Origin of the sequence: Streptomyces sp. NPDC047108, from assembly GCF_040643575.1 — a bacterium.
GTDB lineage: Bacteria > Actinomycetota > Actinomycetes > Streptomycetales > Streptomycetaceae > Streptomyces.
The window spans coordinates 1-21,283 of record NZ_JBEYUP010000033.1 but is presented as its reverse complement, the minus strand read 5'-3'; the positions used below and the strand labels follow the sequence as shown (position 1 = coordinate 21,283).

At 73.1% G+C, this 21,283-nt stretch carries 18 protein-coding genes and 2 pseudogenes; 12 read left to right on the top strand and 8 right to left on the bottom strand.

The window, feature by feature from the left end; translation table 11 throughout:
- Positions 1 to 71: 71 nt before the first annotated feature.
- Positions 72 to 500: an ATP-binding protein gene (locus ABZ822_RS31865; RefSeq protein WP_360861829.1), complete on the bottom strand. Its 429-nt coding sequence runs from the start codon at positions 498 to 500 to the stop codon at positions 72 to 74.
- 190 nt (positions 501 to 690) lie between these two features.
- Here ABZ822_RS31865 and ABZ822_RS31860 point away from each other — a divergent pair, with 190 nt between their 5' ends.
- The 7 genes from ABZ822_RS31860 (at position 691) to ABZ822_RS31830 (ending at position 6,160) form a co-directional block, all read left to right on the top strand.
- A complete protein-coding gene (locus ABZ822_RS31860) occupies positions 691 to 1,560 on the top strand; it encodes a helix-turn-helix transcriptional regulator (RefSeq protein ID WP_360861827.1) in 870 nt (289 codons plus the stop codon).
- 2 nt (positions 1,561 to 1,562) lie between these two features.
- The gene (locus ABZ822_RS31855) at positions 1,563 to 1,799 is read left to right on the top strand and encodes a DUF397 domain-containing protein (RefSeq protein ID WP_360861825.1); all 237 of its coding nucleotides are present in this window, start codon (positions 1,563 to 1,565) and stop codon (positions 1,797 to 1,799) included.
- A gap of 47 nt (positions 1,800 to 1,846) precedes the next feature.
- Positions 1,847 to 2,653 (top strand): SAM-dependent methyltransferase, encoded by an 807-nt coding sequence (locus tag ABZ822_RS31850; protein ID WP_360861823.1) that lies wholly within the window; start codon positions 1,847 to 1,849, stop codon positions 2,651 to 2,653.
- 40 nt (positions 2,654 to 2,693) lie between these two features.
- Entirely contained in the window at positions 2,694 to 3,503 is an 810-nt protein-coding gene (locus ABZ822_RS31845; RefSeq protein WP_360861821.1) for an SAM-dependent methyltransferase, read from the top strand.
- Between the two features lie 193 nt (positions 3,504 to 3,696).
- Complete coding sequence (locus ABZ822_RS31840) at positions 3,697 to 4,314, top strand: TetR/AcrR family transcriptional regulator (RefSeq protein ID WP_360861819.1); 618 nt, start codon at positions 3,697 to 3,699, stop codon at positions 4,312 to 4,314.
- A 209-nt stretch (positions 4,315 to 4,523) separates the two neighbouring features.
- The gene (locus ABZ822_RS31835) at positions 4,524 to 5,081 is read left to right on the top strand and encodes a carboxymuconolactone decarboxylase family protein (protein ID WP_360861818.1); all 558 of its coding nucleotides are present in this window, start codon (positions 4,524 to 4,526) and stop codon (positions 5,079 to 5,081) included.
- A 68-nt stretch (positions 5,082 to 5,149) separates the two neighbouring features.
- Positions 5,150 to 6,160, top strand: a complete 1,011-nt coding sequence (locus ABZ822_RS31830; RefSeq protein WP_360861816.1) for a PfkB family carbohydrate kinase — start codon at positions 5,150 to 5,152, stop codon at positions 6,158 to 6,160.
- A 489-nt stretch (positions 6,161 to 6,649) separates the two neighbouring features.
- Here ABZ822_RS31830 and ABZ822_RS31825 read toward each other — a convergent pair whose 3' ends face one another.
- The 3 genes and pseudogenes from ABZ822_RS31825 to ABZ822_RS31815 all read right to left on the bottom strand — a co-directional run.
- Complete coding sequence (locus ABZ822_RS31825; protein ID WP_360861814.1) at positions 6,650 to 7,840, bottom strand: Glu/Leu/Phe/Val dehydrogenase dimerization domain-containing protein; 1,191 nt, start codon at positions 7,838 to 7,840, stop codon at positions 6,650 to 6,652.
- Complete coding sequence (locus ABZ822_RS31820; protein WP_360861850.1) at positions 7,837 to 9,702, bottom strand: 5-guanidino-2-oxopentanoate decarboxylase; 1,866 nt, start codon at positions 9,700 to 9,702, stop codon at positions 7,837 to 7,839. The genes ABZ822_RS31825 and ABZ822_RS31820 overlap by 4 nt, the downstream gene beginning before the upstream one ends.
- 156 nt (positions 9,703 to 9,858) lie before the next feature.
- A pseudogene (locus ABZ822_RS31815) lies at positions 9,859 to 9,915 on the bottom strand (hypothetical protein); the annotation flags it as partial.
- A 350-nt stretch (positions 9,916 to 10,265) separates the two neighbouring features.
- Here ABZ822_RS31815 and ABZ822_RS31810 point away from each other — a divergent pair.
- The 4 genes from ABZ822_RS31810 (at position 10,266) to ABZ822_RS31795 (ending at position 14,292) form a co-directional block, all read left to right on the top strand.
- Positions 10,266 to 11,375: a nitrilase-related carbon-nitrogen hydrolase gene (locus ABZ822_RS31810; RefSeq protein WP_360861812.1), complete on the top strand. Its 1,110-nt coding sequence runs from the start codon at positions 10,266 to 10,268 to the stop codon at positions 11,373 to 11,375.
- Positions 11,376 to 11,492: 117 nt separating this feature from the next.
- On the top strand, positions 11,493 to 12,350 hold the full coding sequence (locus tag ABZ822_RS31805; RefSeq protein WP_360861810.1) for a GNAT family N-acetyltransferase: 858 nt from the start codon (positions 11,493 to 11,495) through the stop codon (positions 12,348 to 12,350).
- Positions 12,347 to 12,883: an N-acetyltransferase gene (locus ABZ822_RS31800; RefSeq protein WP_360861808.1), complete on the top strand. Its 537-nt coding sequence runs from the start codon at positions 12,347 to 12,349 to the stop codon at positions 12,881 to 12,883. The genes ABZ822_RS31805 and ABZ822_RS31800 overlap by 4 nt, the downstream gene beginning before the upstream one ends.
- 143 nt (positions 12,884 to 13,026) lie before the next feature.
- Complete coding sequence (locus ABZ822_RS31795) at positions 13,027 to 14,292, top strand: MBL fold metallo-hydrolase (RefSeq protein WP_360861806.1); 1,266 nt, start codon at positions 13,027 to 13,029, stop codon at positions 14,290 to 14,292.
- Positions 14,293 to 14,467: 175 nt separating this feature from the next.
- Here the strand turns inward: ABZ822_RS31795 and ABZ822_RS31790 are convergent, their stop codons facing one another.
- From ABZ822_RS31790 to ABZ822_RS31775, 4 genes are all read right to left on the bottom strand, one after another.
- Entirely contained in the window at positions 14,468 to 15,652 is a 1,185-nt protein-coding gene (locus ABZ822_RS31790; protein ID WP_360861804.1) for a low temperature requirement protein A, read from the bottom strand.
- Positions 15,653 to 15,915: 263 nt separating this feature from the next.
- On the bottom strand, positions 15,916 to 18,897 hold the full coding sequence (locus ABZ822_RS31785) for a glycoside hydrolase family 2 TIM barrel-domain containing protein (RefSeq protein ID WP_360861802.1): 2,982 nt from the start codon (positions 18,895 to 18,897) through the stop codon (positions 15,916 to 15,918).
- A 574-nt stretch (positions 18,898 to 19,471) separates the two neighbouring features.
- Entirely contained in the window at positions 19,472 to 20,176 is a 705-nt protein-coding gene (locus ABZ822_RS31780) for a carbon-nitrogen hydrolase family protein (RefSeq protein ID WP_360861800.1), read from the bottom strand.
- A gap of 4 nt (positions 20,177 to 20,180) precedes the next feature.
- Positions 20,181 to 20,891 carry a helix-turn-helix domain-containing protein gene (locus ABZ822_RS31775; RefSeq protein WP_360861798.1) on the bottom strand — a complete coding sequence of 237 codons (711 nt, stop codon included), beginning with the start codon at positions 20,889 to 20,891 and terminating at the stop codon, positions 20,181 to 20,183.
- A gap of 117 nt (positions 20,892 to 21,008) precedes the next feature.
- Between ABZ822_RS31775 and ABZ822_RS31770 the strand changes: the two are divergent.
- Positions 21,009 to 21,283, top strand: a pseudogene (locus tag ABZ822_RS31770) (hypothetical protein); the annotation flags it as partial.

The following is a 21,283-nucleotide window of genomic DNA, read 5'->3' as shown; positions in this document are numbered from 1 at the left end:
ACGGCGGCGTCAACGCGGTAGTGACGGCGCGTCCCGAAGAGTGGCGGCGTCAGTGCTGTGGGGACGGGCTCTCAGAAGCGCTCGGGCCGCGCGACCGCGCCCGGCGCGTAGGGCAGTTCCGCCCAGACCACATGTCCGTGGCCGTTCGTGGTGGCAAGGACGCCCCAGGTCCGGGACAGGGCGTCGACGAGCAGCAGACCGCGGCCGCCCTCACCGTCGAGATCGACCGGGCCCGGGTGGGCGAGCGGAGCCGTGGACGCCCAGCCCTCATCGGCCACTTCCACCCTCAACAGCGCCCCGGCCACGCGCAGTTCACACCCTATGGTGTCGCTGTCCGTGTGACATATGGCGTTGGTGACCAGCTCCGAGACCACCAACTCGGCCCCGTCCGCGGTCTCCTGGTCCGCTCCCCAGTCGTGGAGCAGCGTCACGACCTGGCGGCGCGCCTCGGCCACCGACGTGCGCAACGCCGGCAGCTCGAATGCGTTCCGGCGGTCCACAACTGCGATGTCACCCCGGTCCGCTAATTGAAGCGCGTCGTGAAAGGAAGCCACTCCGCAACTATGCGGGTCGTGACTCACGTATGGCAAGGTTCAATCTGTAAATTGCAGAATCGTAAGGACAGTCTGTTGCCCCAGGTGACGACATGACACACTTCCGTCCGGTGACGGCAGTTGGAGGGGATGGGTAGTGGCGGACACGCGGCCCGGCGGCGCCGCCCCGACTGTTCTGCGCGTGGTGCTCGGCAAGCGCCTGCAGGATCTGCGGGAGCGAGCGGGACTGTCGTACGAGGACGCCGGGCGGGCCCTCGACGTCACGCACGCCACGATCCGGCGCATGGAGAAGGCCGAGGTCGGCCTGAAGATCCCGTACGTCGAGAAGCTGCTGCGCACCTACGGGGTCACCGCCGCGGCGGAGATGGAGGACTTCCTCTCCCTCGCCCGCCAGGCCAACCAGCGCGGCTGGTGGCACCGTTTCCGTGACGTCCTGCCCGAGTGGTTCAGCGCCTTCGTCTCGCTGGAGGGCGAGGCGAATCTCATCCGGGCCTACGAACCGCACTACGTCCCGGGGCTGTTGCAGACCCGCGCCTACGCCCACGCCGTCCTGCGCGCCGGGCTGCCGAACGCCTCGGACGAGGAGATCGAACGCGGCGTCGACCTGCGCATGGAGCGGCAGGCGGTGCTGACCAAGGAGGACGCCCCGCTGCTGTGGGTCGTCATGGACGAAACCGTGCTGCGCCGGCCCATCGGGGGATCGGCCATCATGCGGGAGCAGGCGGACCGGCTCGTCGAGGCGACCTCGATGCCCAACGTCCGGCTGCAGGTCATGCCGTTCGCCGCGGGGCCGCACCCCGCGATGTACGGCCCGTTCCACATCTTCCGGTTCCCGATCCAGGAGCTGCCGGACATCGCCTACACCGAAAGCCTCGTGGGCGGCGTCTACCTCGACCATCGCGACGACGTCTCGGCATTCCTGGAAGCGCTGGACCGGATGTGCGCGCAGGCCGCGCCCGCACACACCACCGGGGGATACCTGGGTGGCCTTCGCAAGGAGCTCTGACCATGAGTCGCATATACAACGGCATGCCCGCCAAGGACCTCGGCACCGAGGGCTGGAGCAAGCCGTGGAGCGGCGGCAACGGGGGAAGCTGTCTTGAGGCGATGAAGCTGAGCGACGGCCGGGTGGCACTGCGCCAGTCGACCGACCCCGACGGCCCTGCCCTCATCTACACGCACCACGAGATCGAAACGTTCATCCAGGGCGCGAAGTCCGGCGAAGCCGACTTCCTGCTGGCGTGAGCGCCATGGCCGAGACCGCTGCCACGGAGGATCGAAGGGAGACCGGCGTGAGCGAGCAGGGGACGCCTGCCGACGCGATCGACACGAGTAGACCGCACCCGGCCAGGATGTACGACTACTTCCTGGGCGGACGCGACAACTACGAGGTCGACCGGGAGGCGGCGGAGCGCGTCATCGCGATCTCCCCCGACGCCCGCCCGAGCGCCCGCGCCAACCGCGCGTTCCTCCGACGGGCCGTCAAGTCCGTGGTGGAGAGCGGGATCCGGCAGATCATCGACATCGGTACCGGCATTCCCACCTCGCCCAACACACATGAGGTGGCGCAGGGCGTCTCGCCCGACGTACGGGTGGCCTACGTCGACAACGACCCCATCGTCGGCGTCCACGCCGGAGCCCGTCTCACCAACGCCGGCGACACCTGCTTCGCGCAGGCCGACGTGCGCTCCCCGGAGTCCGTGCTCGGGCACCCGACCATCCGCGAACTCATCGACTTCGACGAGCCGGTGGCCCTGCTGATGGTCGCGGTCCTCCATTTCATCAAGGACGACGAGGACCCGGCGGGCATCGTCCGCACCCTCACCGGCGCGCTGCCGAAGGGAAGCCACCTCGTGCTGACCCATGGCACGGCCGACTTCCATCAGCACGTGGACGGTGACGCCACCGTGGTCTACCGGCAGGCGACCGCGACGCTCAACATCCGTCCGCACGACGCTATTCTGCCGTTCTTCGACGGATACGACCTGCTGGACCCCGGCCTCGTACAGGTGCCGTTGTGGCGCCCGGACGCACCGCTGCCGGATGTCGACGACATCCGCAGGATCGCCTTCTACGGAGGCGTGGGCATCAAGGACTGAAGGGCGGACCACCCCACATGACGACCGAACGGAGGCCGGTGTGACGGAGCACGGGTTCTCGGCCGACCAGATAGACACCTCCAGGCCGCATCCGGCCCGGATGTACGACTACTACCTGGGCGGCCGGGACAACTACGAGGTCGACCGCGAAGCGGCCGACCAGGTCATCAAGGACGTCCCGGAGATCCTCCCGGCCGCCCGCTCGAACCGCGCCTTCCTCCGACGGGCCGTCAAGTCCGTGGTGGAGAGCGGGATCCGGCAGATCATCGACATCGGTACGGGCATTCCCACCTCGCCCAACACCCACGAGGTCGCCCAGGGCGTCTCGCCCGACGTACGGGTGGCCTACGTCGACAACGACCCGATCGTCGCCTCCCACGCGGGTGCCCGGCTGACCGGCACCAGCAACACCGCCTTCGCGCTGGCCGACGTGCGCAAGCCGGAGGCGATCCTGGAGCACCCGGCGATCCGGGGCCTGATCGACTTCGACGAGCCGGTGGGCCTGATGCTGGTCGCCCTCCTCCACTTCGTGACGGACGACGAGGACCCGCGCCGCATCGTGAACACCCTGACCGAGGCGCTGCCCCCGGGCAGCCACCTGGTGCTCTCCCACGGCACGGCGGACTTCCACCCGGACGGCTTTCCCACCGCGGTGAAGGTCTACCGCGGCGCCACCGCCACCCTCAACCCCCGCCCGCACGCGGACATCCTGGCGCTCTTCGACGGCTTCGAACTGCAGGAGCCGGGGCTGGTGCAGGTGCCGCTGTGGCGCCCGGACGGCCCTCCGCCGCCCGCGGACGAGCTGGCGAGGATCGGATTCTTCTACGGCGGAGTGGGCCGCAAGGACTGACGCGCGCAGCCCCCGAGAACTCCCGCCCCGGCGGGCCGTGTTGGGGCTCGTACCCTGCCCGTCGCGGCGGGGCAGGGCGAGGGTGTCAAGGGTCGTGCGGAACATCGCCCGCTCCGGTGCGGCCCGGCGACGACCGGGGAAGGCGGACAGGTCACCGCCGGTGAGCCCGTCGTGACCGCTGTAGGGTGACGCCGTGGCCAGAGTCCGGTTGAGCGTGCAGGAGCGTCGGGAGGAGCTGCTGCGGGCGGCCGTCGAGCAGATCGAGGAGCGCGGTGTCGCGGCGCTGCGGATCTCCGATGTCGCCGCCGCGCTCGGCGTGAGCAACGCCCTGGTCATCTACCACTTCTCGACCAAGGAGAAGCTCGTCGCCGCCGCGTTCGAGCACGCCGCCCAGGCCGACCTCGAGCGGCTGCGCGCCCTGGTCGCCCGCGGAGGCAGCGCGTTGCGCAGACTGCGGTCGGTGGTGCGCTGGTACTCGCCGACCGGCCAGGCCAAGGGCTGGAAGCTGTGGATCGAGGGCTGGGCGGTCTCGCTGCGCGAGCCGGTGCTCCGCGAGGTGACGCTCGGCCTGGACCGGCAGTGGAAGTCCATCCTCACCGAGGTCATCGCGGAGGGCGCGGCCGCGGGCGAGTACGTGTGCCCGGACCCCGGAGCCACGGCGTGGCGGCTCACCGCCTTCCTCGACGGTCTCGCCGTCCAGATGACGGCCTTCTCCGGCACGCTCGGCCGCCGGCGGATGGAGACCTGGGTCGACGACGCGCTCGCGGCGGAGCTGGGGCTGGACCGCGCGGATCTGGTGGCGAGCCGCTGAGCGAGCGGCGCGCGCGGGCGGCGTCGCGCGGTCGCCGTCGATGGTGACGTACGCCGTCGATGGTGACGTACGCACGACTCTCCCGGGTGATGTCGCGCACGGCCGTCCCGGGTGATGTCACACACGGGTGAGCCCGTCCGTCACAGGAGTGAAAACTCCGGCGCCGCATACCGGCGGTGCAGGCGGCAGCTCCCGGCAGGAGACACGACATGGCCCGCATCTCGCTCGACCCGCCCCGCACCCTCTTCGTACGCCTCACCGACTGGTACACCCGCCGCACCTACGGCTCGGTGCTCGAACCCGCCAGGGCCGTGATCCACAACCCCCGCGTCCTGATCTCCCAGCTCCGCTTCGAGCGGTCCCTCGCGAGGTGGAACAAGCTCGACCCGGGCCTGAAGGCCCTCGCCGTCATGGCGGCGGCCGCCTCCATCGGCTGCTCGTGGTGCATGGACTTCGGGTACTGGGAGAGCCGGCAGCGCGGCATCGACCCCCGCAAGCTCCGCTCCGTCCCGGCCTGGCGCGACAGTGATGTCTACACGCCGCTGGAGCGGGAGGTCATGGCGTACGCCGAGGCCGTGACGGCCACCCCGCCGGCCGTGGACGACGCGATGGTGCGGCGGCTGCGCGAGCATCTGGACGAGGCACAGATCGTGGAGCTGACCGCGATCGCGGCCGTGGAGAACCTCCGTTCGCGCGTCAACGCGGCACTCGGCCTCACCAGCCAGGGTTTCAAGGACCGCTGTGACGTCCCTCAGCCTCTAGGCTGACCTCGCCCTCGACGACGAGACGGCGGGGCGCGGGAACGACAGCGGTACGGGAGAGGACGGACAGGGGCATGGGCAGCACGAAGGAGGCGGCGGAAACGCCGTACGACGTCCTGGTCGTCGGCGGTGCCGGCGTCGACACGGTCGTACGCGTGGACGCGCTGCCGGTGCCGTACGCCGATTCGTACGGCGTGTCGCCGATCAGCGAGTGGGTCGGCCACACCGGGGCGGGCGTGGCGCTCGGCTGCGCCGAACTCGGCTTCACCACAGGCTTCCTGGACGTCATCGGCGACGACGCGCTCGGCGGACTCGTCCGGGAGCGGATGGACGCCAGCGCGGTGAGCTTCCACCCGAGCGTGTCGCCGCACGGCACCCGGCGCGCCGTGAACCTGGTCGACCCCCAGGGCCGGCGGATGTCCTTCTACGACGCCCGCGACCCGCTCGACCTGCGCATGCCCTCCGAGCACTATCTGCCGCATCTGCGGCGCGCCCGGCACGTCCATGTGTCGATCATGAACTTCGCGCGGTTCCTCCTCGACGACATCGAGAAGCTCGGTCTCCCGGTCTCCACCGACCTCCACGACTGGGACGGACTCGACCTCCACCACCGCGACTTCGCGCTCCGTTCCGACATCGTCTTCCTCAGCGCGGCGGGAGCGGGGGAGAGGCTGGCCGAGGTGATGCGGCAGATCATCTCCGACGGGCGGGCGGAGGCGGTGATCGCCACGGCGAGCGCGGGCGGTGCGTACGTGCTGGCGCGTCAGGGCGCCGGTTCGCTGCGGCACGTGCCCGCGGCCGTGCCGCCGGGACCGGTGGTGGACAGCAACGGCGCCGGTGACGCTTTCGCGTGCGGCTTCCTCTACGGGCGTCTGCACGGCCGCGAACTGGAGGAGTGCGTACGGCTGGGCGCGGTGGCGGGGGCGTACGCGTGCACCGTGGAGGGCACGCACACCGCCCTGATCGACGAGGCGGGGCTCACGGGGGCGCTGGAGGACCAGGACCGGGGGCGGGACCAGAAGACGGCGTCAGGTGAGGGCGTGGCCGAGGAGCCGGAGGCGGCACTGGAGGCCCAACACCCCTGAGCGGTGGGCCGGTTGGCGGCCGGGGACGGCGGGGCGGGCGGCTGTGCGCCTGACGCGATGGCGCCCGTGGGCCCATCGGTGCGGCGGCCTCTGACTGCCGGGGGACGCCCAGCGAGCCGCCGCGTCGGTCGACCAGGTGCACCGCGCGGCGGTGCCGGTCCGCCGGCGCACCGGACAGCCGACAGCCCACTTCGCCGGATGGTCCGACGCGCCGAACGACGGTGACGGAGCACGGGTCGAAGAGCCCGGGTGAGGGCGGCGAGTTCGCGGGAGTCCGGGGATTCGGGGAGATCGGGGCTTGCGGGGTCCCGCGGAGTGCCGGGACTCGCCTCCGGGGCGCCCGGCGGGCTCCGCCGTCGCCCGGGCGCGGCGCAGGAGGGCCGACGCGCGGCGGCCGTGTCCGACGGGGCTTCATCGGGAGGGTCATCCGCGGACTCAGTCGGTGTCACGGCCACGGCCTCGCCTTCATGCGGCGCGGGCCACCCGAGATCATCCGTACCACCCGAAGCGTTCCGCGATGACCGGCAGCCGCTCGGCCACGACGGCGTGCGCGGCAGCACGCGGCGTGCTGCCGTCGGCCTCGGCCCGCGCCAGCATCCGGTCCACCAGCGTGCGCATGGAGCGGCGGACGTGACCGAAGGCCTCGTCCGGGTCGGGACCGATGTCGCCGAAGAGCGTCCACCACCACCAGGCGTTCGTACAGGAGTTGACGACCACGTCCGGCAGGACGGTGACGCCCCGCGCGGCGAGCCGCTCCTCGGCCTCCGGCACGACGGGCATGTTGGCCGCCTCCACGATCCAGCGCGCCGTGACCAGGTGCTCGTTCGCGGCGTCGATGGCATACGAGACGGCGGCCGGTACCAGTACCTCCGCTCCGGTCTCCAGCCAGGCCCCGCCCGGCAGTTCGGCATCGGCGGGGCGCAGCGCGGAACGCTCCACGGTGCCGAAGGCGTCGCGCGCGGCGAGCAGCGCCTCGATGTCGAGCCCGTCCGGGTTCGCGATCGTCCCCTTCACATCGGCGACGGCCACCACGCGCAGACCGGCGCGGGCGAGGAAGCGCGCGGTGGCCCCGCCCATGGTGCCCAGACCCTGTACGGAGACACGCGTGCCCGCGTACGGCACGCCGGCCCGGTCCAGTGCCGTGAGGGCCGACTCGGCCACGCCGCAGCCGCCCACCAGCTCGTCCAGGCCGATGCCGTCCACCTCGACGCCGAAGGCGTCCGACAGCCGCTCCCTGGCCGCCTGTTCGTCGTCCAGCAGCGGATACACGGCCTGGACGGACGAGACGAGTCCCGCCTCGGCGGCCGCCCGGTCCACCGTGTCCTGGGTCAGGCCGAGATCCTCGCCCGTGGTCCAGAAGCGTTCGATGTACGGGCGCATGGCCCGCAGATAGCGGACCAGCACGCCGTACGCCTCCGGGTCGTGCGGGGCGCAGTCGATGCCGCCCTTGGCGCCGCCGAGCGGGACGTACCGCGCGCCGGGCTCGTAGTGCAGCGCCTCCTTCATGGTCATGCCGCGCGCGAGCCCGGTGACCTCCTCCAGCGTGCAGCCCGCCCGCATCCGCAGGCCGCCGCTGCACACGCCGCGTACGAGCCGGTCGACGACCAGGAAGCCCTGGCGGCCGGTGACGGGGTCGGTCCAGGAGGTGGACAGCAGGGGAGGCGGCGTGGGGGTGGTCACGGGGTTCTCTCCTCGGAGTCTCCGGGCGTGTCGCGTGGGGCGTGCGCGGCGGGGCCGGGCGCGTCAGGGTGATGCGCGGCGGGGCCGTGCGCGAGGGTCCCGCCCTGCTCCCCGACCGGGCCCTCCGGCACCGTGACGACCGTGGGGCCAGGGGTGTCCAGGGCCGTGTGCAGGGCTTTCTTGAGTTCGTCGGGTGTGGCGGCTCGGCAGCCCCGGCCGCCGTACGCCCGGGCCAGCCCGGTCAGGTCCACCGGCGCCAGGTCGACGGCCGTCGGTGTGTCGCCCCGGGCCGCCATCTCGTCGCGGATCTCCCCGTATCCGCCGTTGTCGAACACGACGACGGGCAGCGGGAGTCCGAGCTGAGCGGCGGTCGCCAGCTCCTGCACGGTGAACTGCAGTCCGCCGTCCCCGCTCAGCGCGACGACCTCCCGCTCCGGCTGCGCGGCCTTCGCACCGATGGCGGCGGGAAGGGCGTAGCCGAGCGTGCCGAAGCCGGTGGGATGGAGGTAGCGGCCGGGCGGGTCGACGGGCAGGTGCGGCAGTGCGCCGTAGTAGCAGCACTGGGCGCTGTCGGAGGTGAGGATCGCGTCCGGCGCCAGGGCCGACCGGATGGCGGCGAGATACGGGAGCCGGCGTGCGTTCCGGTCGGCCGTCTCCTCGTCACGCGCCGCCCGCAACGCGGCGGCGGCGCCGGCGGGTCGGTCCGCGGAGGAATCCTGCCGACGGTCCGCCGAGGAATCCTGCGGACGGTCCGCGGAGGACGAGGCGACGGCCGGCCGCAGCTCCTCCAGCACAGCACGGGCGTCACCGACGAGCGCGATCCCGGCGGGCAGTCCCGCGTACATCTGCGCCGGGTCGATGTCGGCGCGGAGGAGCGTGCCGCGCAGCATGTCCCGCAACTGCCGCGGATCGCACCAGAGATCCGACTCCGCCAGCTCGGTCCCGACCGCGAGGACCGCGTCGCACTCGGCGAGCCAGGAGCGTACGGCGGGGCTGTGCAGCGCCACGCCGACCGACAGCGGGTGGGACTCCGGGACGACTCCCTTGCCGTTGGCGGTCGTCACCACCAGTGCGCCCAACTGCTCGGCCAGCGCCCGGCATTCGGCCGCCGCCCCGCGCGCCCCGCCGCCCAGGACCAGCGCGGCCCGCCCCGCCCCGGCCAGGACTCGCGCCGCCTCCCGCACCGCGTCGGGCGCCGGGCGCGGTGGAACCGTGGGCGGTGCGAGCCGCGGCGCGCCGACCGGTTCGGTCTCCTCCAGCAGGTCGTACGGGATCTCCAGATGCACCGGGCGTGGGCGGCCGGACCGGAAGAACGCGAAGGCGCGCGCCACGGCCGCGTCGATCTCGCCCACCGACGACACGCGGTGGCTGAACGCGGCGACACAGCTCATCACCTCGCTCTGGCCGTGCAGTTCGTGCAGCAGACCGATCGGCTGGGCGGGGTGCCGCAGCGGCGTCCCGGGCGATACGACGAGGAGCGGCACGCTGTCGGAGTACGCCTGCCCGACGGCCGCCGCGATGTTGAGCAGCGCGGGTCCGCTCGTCGTGACGGCGATCCCGGGTCGTCCGGTGGTACGGGCGTAGCCGTCGGCGGCGTAACCGGCGCCCTGCTCGTGGCGGGGCGCGATGTGCCGGATCCCGTATGCGTCGAGGTGCCGGTAGATCTCCAGGTTGTGCGTGCCCGGGATGCCGAACGCGAGGTCGGCGCCGTGCGCCGCCAGTGCACGGACCAGGGCCTCGCCGCCCGTCAGACGCTGCGTGGCGTGTCGCGTCCGCGCGGGGAGGTGGGCCGGTCGCCGCGCCGGGCGCTGTGCCGGGCCGGGGGCCGGACTCCGAGGTGCATGAGCAGGTGGACGCTCCATCACAGACTCCGGGAGGCGATCAGGGCGCGGCGGGCGGGCGCAAGATATCGGAGGTGCCTTCCTCGATCTCCTCCGACTTCGCGTCGCACATCCGCTGTTCGACGGGGAACTCGCGCCGCCCCCGTACTCCTCCGGGAGCATGAAGCCGGTGATGCCCACCTCGGCCGCCGCGCGCCAGAGATCCCACGGGGTGACGGTGTCGGCCTCGTCCACGGGCGCGCGCACGGGGCCGGATCTCGGCCTTGGCGAAGGCGCGGGCCGGCTCGATGATGTCAGTCTGCTCGGGGGAGAGCGGGCACAGCTCGGTGGGGAGGTCGGCCATGGGGGCTCCTGGCGGGCGAGGGCTGTAACGGCGGGGGAGGCCCGGTTCTTCAACTGAATCGCCGTTCAGTATCGAGATGTCGAGGAGCGGCTGTCAACAGTGCTGGCGGGCGGGCACGTGATCGGGGACGCAGCGTCCCGCCGCGGCCGTACGTCGGCGCGGGCACGAGAAGGTGCGAGGGTGGGGACACGGGTGCCGGTCACGGGCCCGGACACCGGCCGACGCCGAAGGAGCCGCCACCATGCCCAGCCTGACCGTCGCGCTGCTCCAGCTCGCACGCCCCGGTCACGACCTTCGAGCCAATCTCGTCACGGGCGAGGCCGCATGCCGCCGGGCCAAGGCCCTCGGCGCGGACATCGCCCTGTTCCCCGAGATGTGGAGCAACGGCTACACCGCGGCCGCCGCCCCACCAGGGCTCAGCCCCGGACCGGACGAGGACGGCGACGCGGCCGACGTCCTCCGGCATCCGCGCCGTTGGGGTCCGGACGGCGACGCGCCGCACGACAGCGCACCCGGACCGCGCCACGACAGCGCACCCGCTCCACCCCGCGACAGCGCACCCGGACCGCGCCACGACAGCGCACCTGCCCCACCCCGCGACAGCACACCCGCAGACGGTTGGCCCCCACCCCACGCCGCCTGGCAGGGCGAGGCCATCGCCACCGACTCACCGTTCGTCCGCCAATTCCAGGACCTGGCTGCCGAGTTGGACCTCGCCATCGCGCTCACGTACCTGGAGGAGTGGCGGCCCGCCCCGCGCAACACGGTCTCCCTGATCGACCGCCACGGCTGCATTGCCCTCACGCAGGCCAAGGTCCACCCCTGCGCCTTCGCCCTCCCCGAAGCCGCGCTGACCCCGGGCGACCGCTTCGAGGTGTGCGCCCTGGACACGGCGGCCGGTGAGGTCCGCGTCGGCGCGATGATCTGCTACGACCGGGAGTTCCCCGAGAGCGCCCGCGCGCTGATGCTGGCCGGTGCGGAGATCGTCCTCACCCCGAACGCCTGCGAGCTGGAGATCAACCGCCTCGCCCAGTTCCGGGCCCGCGCCTTCGAGAACATGACCGGCATGGCCATGGCCAACTACGCCGGCCCGGGCCTCGGCCGTTCCGTCGCCTTCGACGGCATCGCGTTCGCCGAAGGGCGCTCCCGCGACATGCTCCTCGTCGAGGCGGGCGAGGCACCGGGCGTGCACCTGGCGGTCTTCGACCTCGGCGCACTGCGCGACCACCGGCGGCGCGAGACCTGGGGCAACGCGTTCCGCCGCCCGGTCGCGTACGCGCCGCTGACCGCCGTCGGCGTGGACGATCCGTTCGTCCGTGTCACCCGCGACGGCCGCCGGCCCCCACGCTGACCGAACCCGCGGCCGGGCACGGCAGGCCGGAACCGCGATCGAGGCCCGGTCCAGCCCTTCGTCGTGCCGCGGGAGAAAACCGTGTGCGGTCTGGTGGGCCGCGCGGGAAGCTGGGGCATGGCGTGGACGACGACACATGACCTGGACGCGTTCCTCTCGGCCGCGGGGGACTTCCTGCGGACGCGGCCTGCGGAGCACACCGTCCTGCTCTCGGTCGCCGCGGCCCTCCACGCCGGCACGAGGTCCTACGGTGACGACCCGCCCGAGTACGGCTGGTGGCGGGCGGCCGACGGAGCGGTCCGGGGTGCGTTCCTGCGGACCCCACCGCACCCCGTCCTCCTGTCCTCCATGCCGGACGAGGCGGCCGACGACCTCGCCGCGGTGGCGCTCAGGGCGGACCGGCCCACCGGCGGCGTCAACGGCGGGAGCGCCGCCGCCCGGGCGTACGCCGCGGGCTGGGAGCGCCGGACCGGCGCCACCACCCACTGCCGCCTCTCCACGCGGCTCTACCGGCTGGGCGACCTCACCCCGCCCGAGCCCGCGCCGCCCGGCGCCGCCAGGCCCGCGCGGCGAAGGGACCGCGATCTGCTCATCGCCTGGATCGAGGCGTTCCGCCGCGACATCGATGCCCACACGGAGGACTGCGCGTCGGCCGTCGACGACCGCCTCTCGTACGGCGGCCTCACGCTCTGGGAGGCCGACGGGGTCCCGGTCTCCCTCGCGGGCGTGAGCCGCACGGTCGCGGGCATGGTCCGCGTCGGGCCCGTCTACACCCCGCCCGCGCAGCGCGGCTCCGGCTACGCGGGCGCGGTCACGGCCGCGATCAGTGGCGCCGCCCGGGGCGCGGGCGCCGCCGAGGTCCTCCTCTTCGCCGACCTCGCCAACTCCACGACCAACGCCCTCTATCAGCGCATCGGTTATCGCCCGGTGGAGGACCACGTCCAGCTCGTCTTCGATCGGAGGAGGCCCGTATGACACCACCCGCTCCCGGCTCCGGGGCTTCCCCCGCCCCTGCCCCCGTCCCCCTACGCCGCGCAGGTCCCGGTGACGCCCGCGCCCTCACCGGTCTGCGGGCGCTGATGTTCCGCGAGATGGGGACGGAGGACGGTGGTCCGGACGCCCTCTGGCGGCGCGCGAGCGAGCAGTGGTTCGCCGCCCGGCTCGGTGATCCGCGTGAGGCCGCCGCCTTCGTCGTGGACGACCCCGAACTTGGCGTAGTCTGCAGCGCGGTCGGCATCTGCGACCCTCACGCGCCCGGTCCCGCGAACCCCAGCGGCCGCCACGGCCATGTCTTCAACATCAGCACGGATCCACGGCGCCGCCGCCTCGGCTACGCCCGGGCCTGTCTGGAGGCGCTGCTGAGCTGGTACCGGGACGAGTCCGGGGTCGACGTCGTGCATCTGCACGCCACCCCCGACGGGCTGCGTCTCTACCGCTCCGTCGGCTTCGGCAGCCCGCCGTTCGACGCCCTCCAGCTGAGGCTGCCCACCCCTATCACCCCCGAGTGACCACTCTCACATCTCCGCCCCACCTCCCTGACCTGCGGTGATGAAAAACGGAACCGGCAAGAATCTGTGTGTGAGCACATAATGGACGGACGGAGTGCGCTTCACCGGCGTCCTCCCCCGTGTTTCCGCCTGGAGGTGCTCCCGTGTCCGGATCCAGTCCCCGACGCTCGCTCTTCGCCGGACTGCGTCCCGCGTCGTTCGGCGCGGAACCCACCGGGGAGCGCCTGGAGCGCATGGAGCGGTCCCCCAACTACCGGGACGGCCAGTTCCACAACCCCGTCCCCACCCGCACCATGCTCCCCGGCTCCAACGGGCCCATGCTGAGGCGGCAGTTCGACCGCGCCGAGCGCGCCCTCAGGACGCCCGCCCGGCCGATACCCGTGCACCGGCCCACCGCGGCCGACTGGGGCGAGCCGCCCGCCTCCGGCCTCCGGCTGACCTGGATGGGGCACTCCAGCGTGCTGGCCGAGATCGACGGGCACCGCGTGCTCTTCGACCCGGTCTGGGGCGAGCGCTGCTCACCGTTCTCCTTCGCCGGACCGCGCCGGGTCCACCCCGTACCCGTGCCGCTGGACACGCTCGCCCCGGTCGACGTCGTCGTCATCTCCCACGATCACTACGACCACCTCGACATGCCCTCGATCCGCGCCCTGGCCCGTACGGACGCCGTCTTCGCGGTGCCGCTGGGCGTGGGCGCCGACCTGGAGCTGTGGGGCGTCGACCCGAAGCGGATCACCGAGCTCGACTGGCACGAGACCACGCGGGTCGGCGAGTTGACGCTCACCGCCACCCCGGCCCGGCACTTCTGCGGACGGGGGCTGCGCCGCGGGCTGCGGACGCTGTGGGCGTCCTGGGTCGTGGCGGGTCCGCGGCACCGGGTCTTCCACAGCGGTGACACCGGCTACTACGACGGCTTCCGCGAGACCGGGGCGCAGTACGGGCCGTTCGACGCGACGATGATCCAGATCGGTGCGTACAGCGAGTACTGGCCCGAGATCCACATGACGCCGGAGGAGGGCGTGCGGACGCACCTCGACCTGTCCGGCGGCACCCCGGAGGGGACACTGCTGCCCATCCACTGGGGCACGTTCAACCTCGCCCTCCACCCCTGGGTCGAACCGGCCGAGCGCACCGTCGCCGCCGCCCGCGCAGCCGGCGCCACGGTGGCCGTGCCGCGCCCCGGCAAGCCGTTCGAGCCCGCGCGGGCCGGGGTGGTCGACCCGTGGTGGCGCGCGGTGGCCGAGCCTCCGGCGGGCGGATGGCCGGGCGACGATGCGGACGCGGCTCCCGCCCCGGATGCGGCTCCCGCCCCGGACGCCGTGACGGCCTCGGACGCCGTGAAGGCCGCGGAGGCCGCGGCGGCTCCTGACGCCGCTCCGGCCGGCGGACCGGGTGCCGCGACGCCGTAACCGTCCGGACCGCCGCGGTACGAGAGCACCTGCACGACCGCAGCCATGGGCGGCGTCCGCGGGACGGACGCCGCCCACCGCTCTCAGCGGCCCGGGGGACACACCCGACAGCAGGTCGGAGCCAGGCCCGGCGCCCGCTCGACTTCCGCTCGACCCGGCCCAACTCCGGCCCCCGTCACAGCAGTCCGGCCGCCCGCCTCCGGCGCGCGACCACGTCCGCGTAGACGAGATGCGCCAGGGCCTCGGCCAACAGCAGCAACACCACGGCCCACGGCGCCAGTTCATGGCCGAGCAGCAGCACGATCAGCAGCGGAACGCCCACCCCGGGGGCAGCCCACACCGCCACCGAGACGAACGGCCGCCCCACGCGCAGCGCGATCGCCGCGTGAGCGGCGTGGTAGAGCGCCTGCCCTCCGGCCAGTGCCCACAGCGCGCCCGTCGCCAGGTGCGCGTGGTGCGCCTCCTCGACGGCGGTCGCGAGCCCGCCGGCCATCGCGATGACGGCCGCGGTGACGAAGAAGTACAGATAGCCGGTGGTGTCCCGGGCGAGCCGGTACGCGCTGCCGCCCGCACCGTGCAGGGCGCGTTCGGCGGCCACCGACCCGAAGTCGAAGTACGACCACCACAGCGCGGCGATCAGCACGAACCCGAGGACGGCCGTCACCCCTGAACTCCCCGTCCAGTGATGGTCGGTGGAGGTGACCAGGCCGAGCACCGCCTCGCCGAGCACGATGATGACCACCAGGCCGACCCGCTCCACCAGATGGCCCGTGTGCAACCTGGAGAGCAGCCCTTCACCGCTCGAACGTCCCATGAGCAGAGGGATTTCGGCCACGATCAGCACGGCCCACATCACGTAGCACCAGGGCGCGGGGACAAAGGCGGAGGCCGACCACAGCGCGGCGGCCCCCAGACAGTAGGTGAGCGGCCGCCACTTCGGGAGGCGGTGCGGCTCGGGGAACGCCGTGGCGGGCCACCACAGCCCCATCAGGGCCAGTCGCGCCCCCGCGAACCCCAGGGCGTAGGCGGGAGCCCGGTCGCCTACGGCCTCGGGCATCGCCGCCGCCATCGCGGCCAGGCAGAGCATGGCCCAGAGGACCAGCAGGCGACGGCGGGGGCTGTCGCGCTCCACGACGTTCATGGCGGCCGTGACGTTGATCCAGGTCCACCAGGCAGGGAAGTAGAGCGCCAGGAACTGCGCGAAGTCCTTGGCCTCCGGGTCGCCGTGCAGTCCGTGGGCGAGCTGGGCCGCGACGGCCACGAAGACCAGATCGAAGAAGAGTTCCAGCCAGGCCGCGTGGCGCTCGCGCTCGCCCGCGCCCCGCAGCCCGCTCCCTGAGGCCGCCACCGAGTCTCCCACCTGCGCTCCTTCGTCCTCCGCCGCCCTCGGTCCGTCACGCCGTGCGAACGGCTGACCGGGGACCGCGGCGCCCGGCTCGCGATTCCCCCGGAGAAGGATGCCACGCCCGTTCGTCCAGGTCGGACGGTCGCAGGCGCCGTGTGGCGGCAGAGGCGCCACCGCGGAAGCGGATCGTCCGGTGTCCGGTGGCCGGCGGTCCCAACCGAACCGGACTGCCGGCCACCGTGAGGCGGTGATCGAGAAGCGGGCCGCTGCGGGAGGAGTCAGCGGTCGGCGTCCTCCCAGCTCCCGCCCTGCCGCGTCGCCACCGTCGAGAAGGCGAAGGAGAACGACGCCGGGGCGGCCGCGAGCCGGTGCTCCTCCAGCACGCCCGGTCCGCACGACTGGCTGCCGATGCCGTGCTGCCCGTGGTCGAGGTTGATCCACACCAGTCCGCCCGGCCGCAGATCCGTGGTGTGCGCGGCCGCGTCCAGCTCCTCGCTCGTCCACCGCCGGGCCGTGAACCAGAACGCCGGATCGCCCTCGATCCGCAGCCCGGTCCCGTCCTCGCGGCGCAGCTCCGCCCACCGCACGTCCGCCCGCGCACCGTTCTCCTGCGGCCGTACGTACGGGGTCTGCAGCGCGTCGACGGGCAGCGTCCACCGCCCGATCCGGGAAGCCGTACGGGTGTCGGGGTACGCCTCGCCCGGCCCGCCGCCGTACCACTCCGCCAGCCCCAGGCTGCCGCACACGCCCAGGCGCACGCCGAGCCGCGGCAGCGGGCACCACCACTCGCCCTCGGGCACCACCGAGACATCGAGCCGCAGGGCCCGGCTCCGCTGGTCCGCCGTCCAGCGGTAGGTGGTGTCCAGGGCGATGTCGGTCGCGGCGGGCGCCACGCGCGTACGGACGAGCAGTTCGCCGTCCGTGTCCCGTACGGAGACCACGCGGTGCTGCATCCGGTGCAGGCCCAGCCCCCGCCAGATCGTGCCGCTGCGCAGCTCGGGCTGCCACGGGGCGCCCTCGTCGTTGTCCGTCGGGGCGCGCCAGATGTCGAGGCGTGGCGCCACGACCTCGAAGCCGTCCAGGTAGCGCAGTTCACCGGTCGCCGTGTCGAACGCGCCGCGGCCCAGCACCAGGACGTTGCCCTCGCCCTTCCGCAGCACCGCGGGAGCGGCGGGCGGTGCGGGGGGCACGTGCGGCACCGCCGGCAGCTGGGCCCAGGCGATCTCGTGCCCGGCGCCCGCCCACGGGGTGTCCTCGGCGAGCACGGCCCGTACGGTCCACAGTGCTTCCCCGGGGCGCTCCGGTGCGGGCGGCTCGGGCAGCTTCACCTCCGTGGACTCGCCGGGCCCCAGCGGCGGTACGGCCAGCTCGCCGTGGGCGACGGACACGCCCTCGACCTCGTAGAACCAGAGGAACGACAGGCGCGAGAGGTCCGCGACGTCGTACCCGTTGGCGACGCGGACGGTGCCCGCCCTGCTGTCGCCGGTGATCCGGACCGGCTCGATCACCTTCTTGTACTCGATCAGGCCGGGGGAGGGGGTCCGGTCGGGGAAGACCAGCCCGTCGCAGACGAAGTTGCCGTCGTGCACCTCCTCCCCGAAGTCCCCGCCGTAGGCGAACCAGGGCTCCCCGTCGCCCGTACGGCGCGCGATGCCGTGGTCGATCCATTCCCAGACGAAGCCGCCCTGGCAGCGCTCGTACGTCTCGAACAGCCGCTGGTACTCCAGGAGACCGCCGGGGCCGTTGCCCATCGCATGCGCGTACTCGCACAGGAGGAACGGCATCGCGCGGCGCCGGGTGTCCGACTCCCGCTCCTCCCACGGGGCTTCGGCGCGGCGGCCGATCTCCTCGACCTCCGCGTGGTCGGCGTACATCCGGGAGTACACGTCCACATCGGCGCACGACGGATCGCCCTCGTAGTGGAGCGGGCGGTCGGGGTCGCGTTCGCGGATCCGGTTCGCCATCGCGCTCAGCCCCCGGCCCGTGCCGCACTCGTTGCCCAGCGACCACAGCACGACCGACGGGTGGTTCTTGTCGCGCTCGACCATCCGGGACGCGCGGTCGAGCAGGGCCGGGGTCCAGCGCTCGTCGTCCACCGGATTGCCCCGCCAGCCGACGGCGGCGAAGCCGTGGGTCTCCAGGTCGCACTCGTCGATCACCCACATCCCCAGCTCGTCGCAGAGGTCGAGGAAGGCGGGATGCGGCGGATAGTGGCTGGTCCGCACGGCGTTGATGTTGTGCTGCTTCATCAGCAGCAGATCGCGCCGCATCGTCTTGGCGTCGACGGACCGGCCGTGCTCCGGGTGGAACTCGTGGCGGTTGACGCCCCGGAAGAGGACCCGCACGCCGTTGACCGTGAGCACGCCGTCCTCGACGGCGACCGTGCGGAAACCGATGCGCAGCGGCACGCGTTCGCCCGGCGTCACCAGCTCGGCGTCGTAGAGCCGGGGGACCTCCGCGCTCCACGGCTCCACGGGCACGGTCGCCGGCTCACCGGTGGCGAGGTCGATCCCCAGCTCGGGGACGGTGAGACGGCCACCGGGGTCGGCGTCGACGCGGAGCGTGCCGGTGCCGTCGGTGTGGTCGTACGAGGCGTGCACGAAGACGTCGCGGACCGCGCCCTCGGGACGGTGCAGCAGCGTCACGTCCCGGAAGATGCCGGGCAGCCACCACTGGTCCTGGTCCTCCAGATAGGAGCCGGACGACCACTGGTGGACCCGTACGGCCAGCACGTTGCCGCGCGGGCGCAGACGGTCCCCGACCTCGAACTCGTGCGGCAGACGGCTGCCCTTGAACGTCCCCAGCTCCTCGCCGTTGAGCCACACCCGCGCGCACGACTCCACGCCGTCGAACCGCAGGAGGCTCCCGCCGCCCTCCCATCCGTGAGGCAGGTCGAAGACGAGGCGGTGGTCGCCGGTCGGATTCCCGGTGGGCAGACGGGGCGGATCGACGGGGAACGGATATCGGGTGTTGGTGTAGGCGGGAGCGCCGTGACCGTGCAACACCCAGTGGGCGGGGACGGGCAGTTCGTCCCAGCGGGACGCGTCGAAGTCGCGCCGCGCGAAGGAGTCGTCCTGCGCGGTCGCGGTGGGCGACAGCCGGAAGCGCCAGATGCCGTTGAGGGAGAGCCGGGCCGCGTCGGAGAACGCGTACCAGGCGCGGGGCGGGGCGGTACCGCGGGCGGGGGAGACGTCCTCGTAGTACGGGAGGTCGCGGTACGGGTCGTGGCGGTACGCGAGGTCGTTCTGCGGGGTGCTCATACTCCTCCTCGGGAGGCGGCCCTTGACGTGGGGCGTTGTCACGTGGGTCGTGGTCACAGCCTGCAGCAGCGGGCGGCGCGGGTGAACGGACTGCTCCGCTGTCTTGCTGGATTTCGCGCCGATGCCGGTCACCGGGGCGCCGCCCGGCGGTACGGGGCCGGGTGTCGGGAAGTCCACCGGACGGAGGTGCGGGAGCCGGGCGCGGTGGTGCGTACGGTCCTGTGGTGGCGGTCGTACGACTGCCCGCCCTGTGTGCGTCGACGCACGGGGCCGGTCCGTGATGTGCGGCCCTGCGGTGGTCCAACGGCCCGGCGGTGGCGCTCGATCCGTCCGGCGCATCGCGGAATCTCGCCGGTGCGTCCTGGGCCCGCCCCGGCCGGGAGTCTCGACGGCAGGACGGCCGTCCGCGTCCTCGGTCCTCAGGTGCCGGACCCTACCAGAAAGCGCTTTCCCGATCCCTTCTCCCGTACGGGGAACGGAAGTTGAGGCTACGTCAGTCGCCGTCGTTCCCGCCGGTCCGACGGATCGGCCGCTCCGGCGGTTCCACCCCGCCGGTCCGGTGCGGCTGCCGGGGTCAGGTGAGCGTCGCGCGCGCGATGGCGCCCGTCTCCGGCCCCGCCTGCGCGAACACGGCACCGCCCGGCCGCCAGATCCCCGAACGCCCGGCGGCCTCGGCGAAGCCCCCGCCCGTCGATCCCGCGAAGCTCGCCACCGCGACCCAGACGCCGTGCTCGGTCGCGATGCGGCAGGCGCGCTCGTCCTGGAGCGCGGACTCTCCGGCGGACTTCACGGTGCCGGCGACGTATGCGTCGATGCCCAGGGCCGTGGTGTCGGCCGCGTGCCGCGGGACGCCGGTGTCCTTGCAGATCGCCAGGCCGAGCCGCCAGCCGTCGACCTCGTGCACGGCGGGTTCGCCGCCCGGGGCGAAGTACGTGGACTCCGTCTCGCCGAGCCACATCTTCCGGTAGGCCACGCGGGCCCCGGACCCGTCCACGGCCAGCGTCGCGATGTGGGCCGCGCCGCCCTCTCCTCGCACGGGCGCGCCGACCAGTGCCCACGCCCCCGTCTCGGCGCAGGCCGCGACGACGGGATCAAGCCGCGCGTCGTCCGCCGTGATCGCCTCGGCCTCCAACTCGTAGCCCGTGAGGGAGAGTTCGGGGAAGACCACGACACGCGCGCCGGCCGATCGCACGGCCTCGGCGTGCGCCTTCGCGTTTCTCGCGATGTCGTGCGACGCGCAGAGCGGCTGGGCGACGGCGAGGGTGAGCGGTTCGCGCAAGGCACTATCCCGTTCGGTCGGTGCGCAGCCCGCCCAGGGCTCCGGCGATCTGGCCGGAGGTGAGCGGTGGCGCGGGGAGGGGCTGGGCGGCACCGGGTCGCAGGCCGTCCAGGAAGAGGGCGAGAAAACGCCGCCAGGCGTCGGGCGCGGCCGCGACGGACGCCGGAACGACCTTGCCCAGCGCCGCGAGGACGAACAGCAGATCCTCGGTCACGACATCGGCCCGTACGGTGCCCTGCTCCTGGCCGCGGGCGATCAGGATGCCGATCGTCTCGTGGTTGTGCGGGTGGAGGGCATCGAGGGAGGGCACGCCCTGGATGCCGGTGGTCAGCAGGTCGTTGGCGCCCCGGTCGTCGGCCAGGCCCTCGAAGATCCGCTCCAGGTACGCGGTCAGCCCGCTCCACGCGTCCTCGGCCAGCCGGGCTTCGTCCCCGGCCTCCCGGGTCGCGGCGAGAAGGTCGCCGAAGACGGCCTCGACGAGGTCCTGCCGGGTGGGGAACCGCCGGTAGAGCGTGGCGTTTCCGACCCCGGCCCTGCGGGCGATCTCGTCGAGCGGGGCCGCCAGGCCCTGTTCGGCGAAGACCTCCCGGGCGGAGGCGATGAGCAGTTCGCGGTTGCGCCGGGCGTCACGGCGCAGGGTCGCCGCGTGGTCCGGGGGCTCCTGGTCGGGGGTCTCCCGGCCGGAGGTCTCCCGGTCCTTCGCGGTCCGCGCCATGCGCCGACCCTAGCAGGGCCAGGGGGCAATCGGGGAGCGTTCCCCGGTTGCTGTTATGGTCGTCCGCGAAGGAAACGGGGAGTGCTCCCCGTTTCTGGTTTCTCGGGGAGGTGCCAGGTGGCGAGGGTCCGAACGGACGGCGCGGGCGCGGACGGTGAAGGGGCCGGCGGTGCGGCGCGCGAGGACAGCGACCGCTTCGGGGGCGGTGACGACGGCGTCGCGGGCGGGGGTCGTGACGGCGTGGCGACCGACAAGCGTCATCAGGCGCCGCGCGCCAGACGTCGTCAGGCGCCGCGGGGTGAGCGGATCGCGGACTGGGCGGACGGCCGGCTGGGCATCTACGGCCTGGCGAAGAGCAATATGCGCAAGATCTTCCCGGACCACTGGTCGTT

What these genes read in the sequence shown, in the direction of transcription:
- ABZ822_RS31855 (WP_360861825.1), top strand. Translation starts at nt 1,563, where the DNA reads ATGAGTCGCATATACAACGGCATGCCCGCCAAGGACCTCGGCACCGAG.
- ABZ822_RS31835 (WP_360861818.1), top strand. Translation starts at nt 4,524, where the DNA reads ATGGCCCGCATCTCGCTCGACCCGCCCCGCACCCTCTTCGTACGCCTC.
- ABZ822_RS31830 (WP_360861816.1), top strand. Translation starts at nt 5,150, where the DNA reads ATGGGCAGCACGAAGGAGGCGGCGGAAACGCCGTACGACGTCCTGGTC.
- ABZ822_RS31820 (WP_360861850.1), bottom strand. Translation starts at nt 9,702, where the DNA reads ATGGAGCGTCCACCTGCTCATGCACCTCGGAGTCCGGCCCCCGGCCCG.
- ABZ822_RS31810 (WP_360861812.1), top strand. Translation starts at nt 10,266, where the DNA reads ATGCCCAGCCTGACCGTCGCGCTGCTCCAGCTCGCACGCCCCGGTCAC.
- ABZ822_RS31805 (WP_360861810.1), top strand. Translation starts at nt 11,493, where the DNA reads ATGGCGTGGACGACGACACATGACCTGGACGCGTTCCTCTCGGCCGCG.
- ABZ822_RS31800 (WP_360861808.1), top strand. Translation starts at nt 12,347, where the DNA reads ATGACACCACCCGCTCCCGGCTCCGGGGCTTCCCCCGCCCCTGCCCCC.
- ABZ822_RS31785 (WP_360861802.1), bottom strand. Translation starts at nt 18,897, where the DNA reads ATGAGCACCCCGCAGAACGACCTCGCGTACCGCCACGACCCGTACCGC.
- ABZ822_RS31775 (WP_360861798.1), bottom strand. Translation starts at nt 20,891, where the DNA reads ATGGCGCGGACCGCGAAGGACCGGGAGACCTCCGGCCGGGAGACCCCC.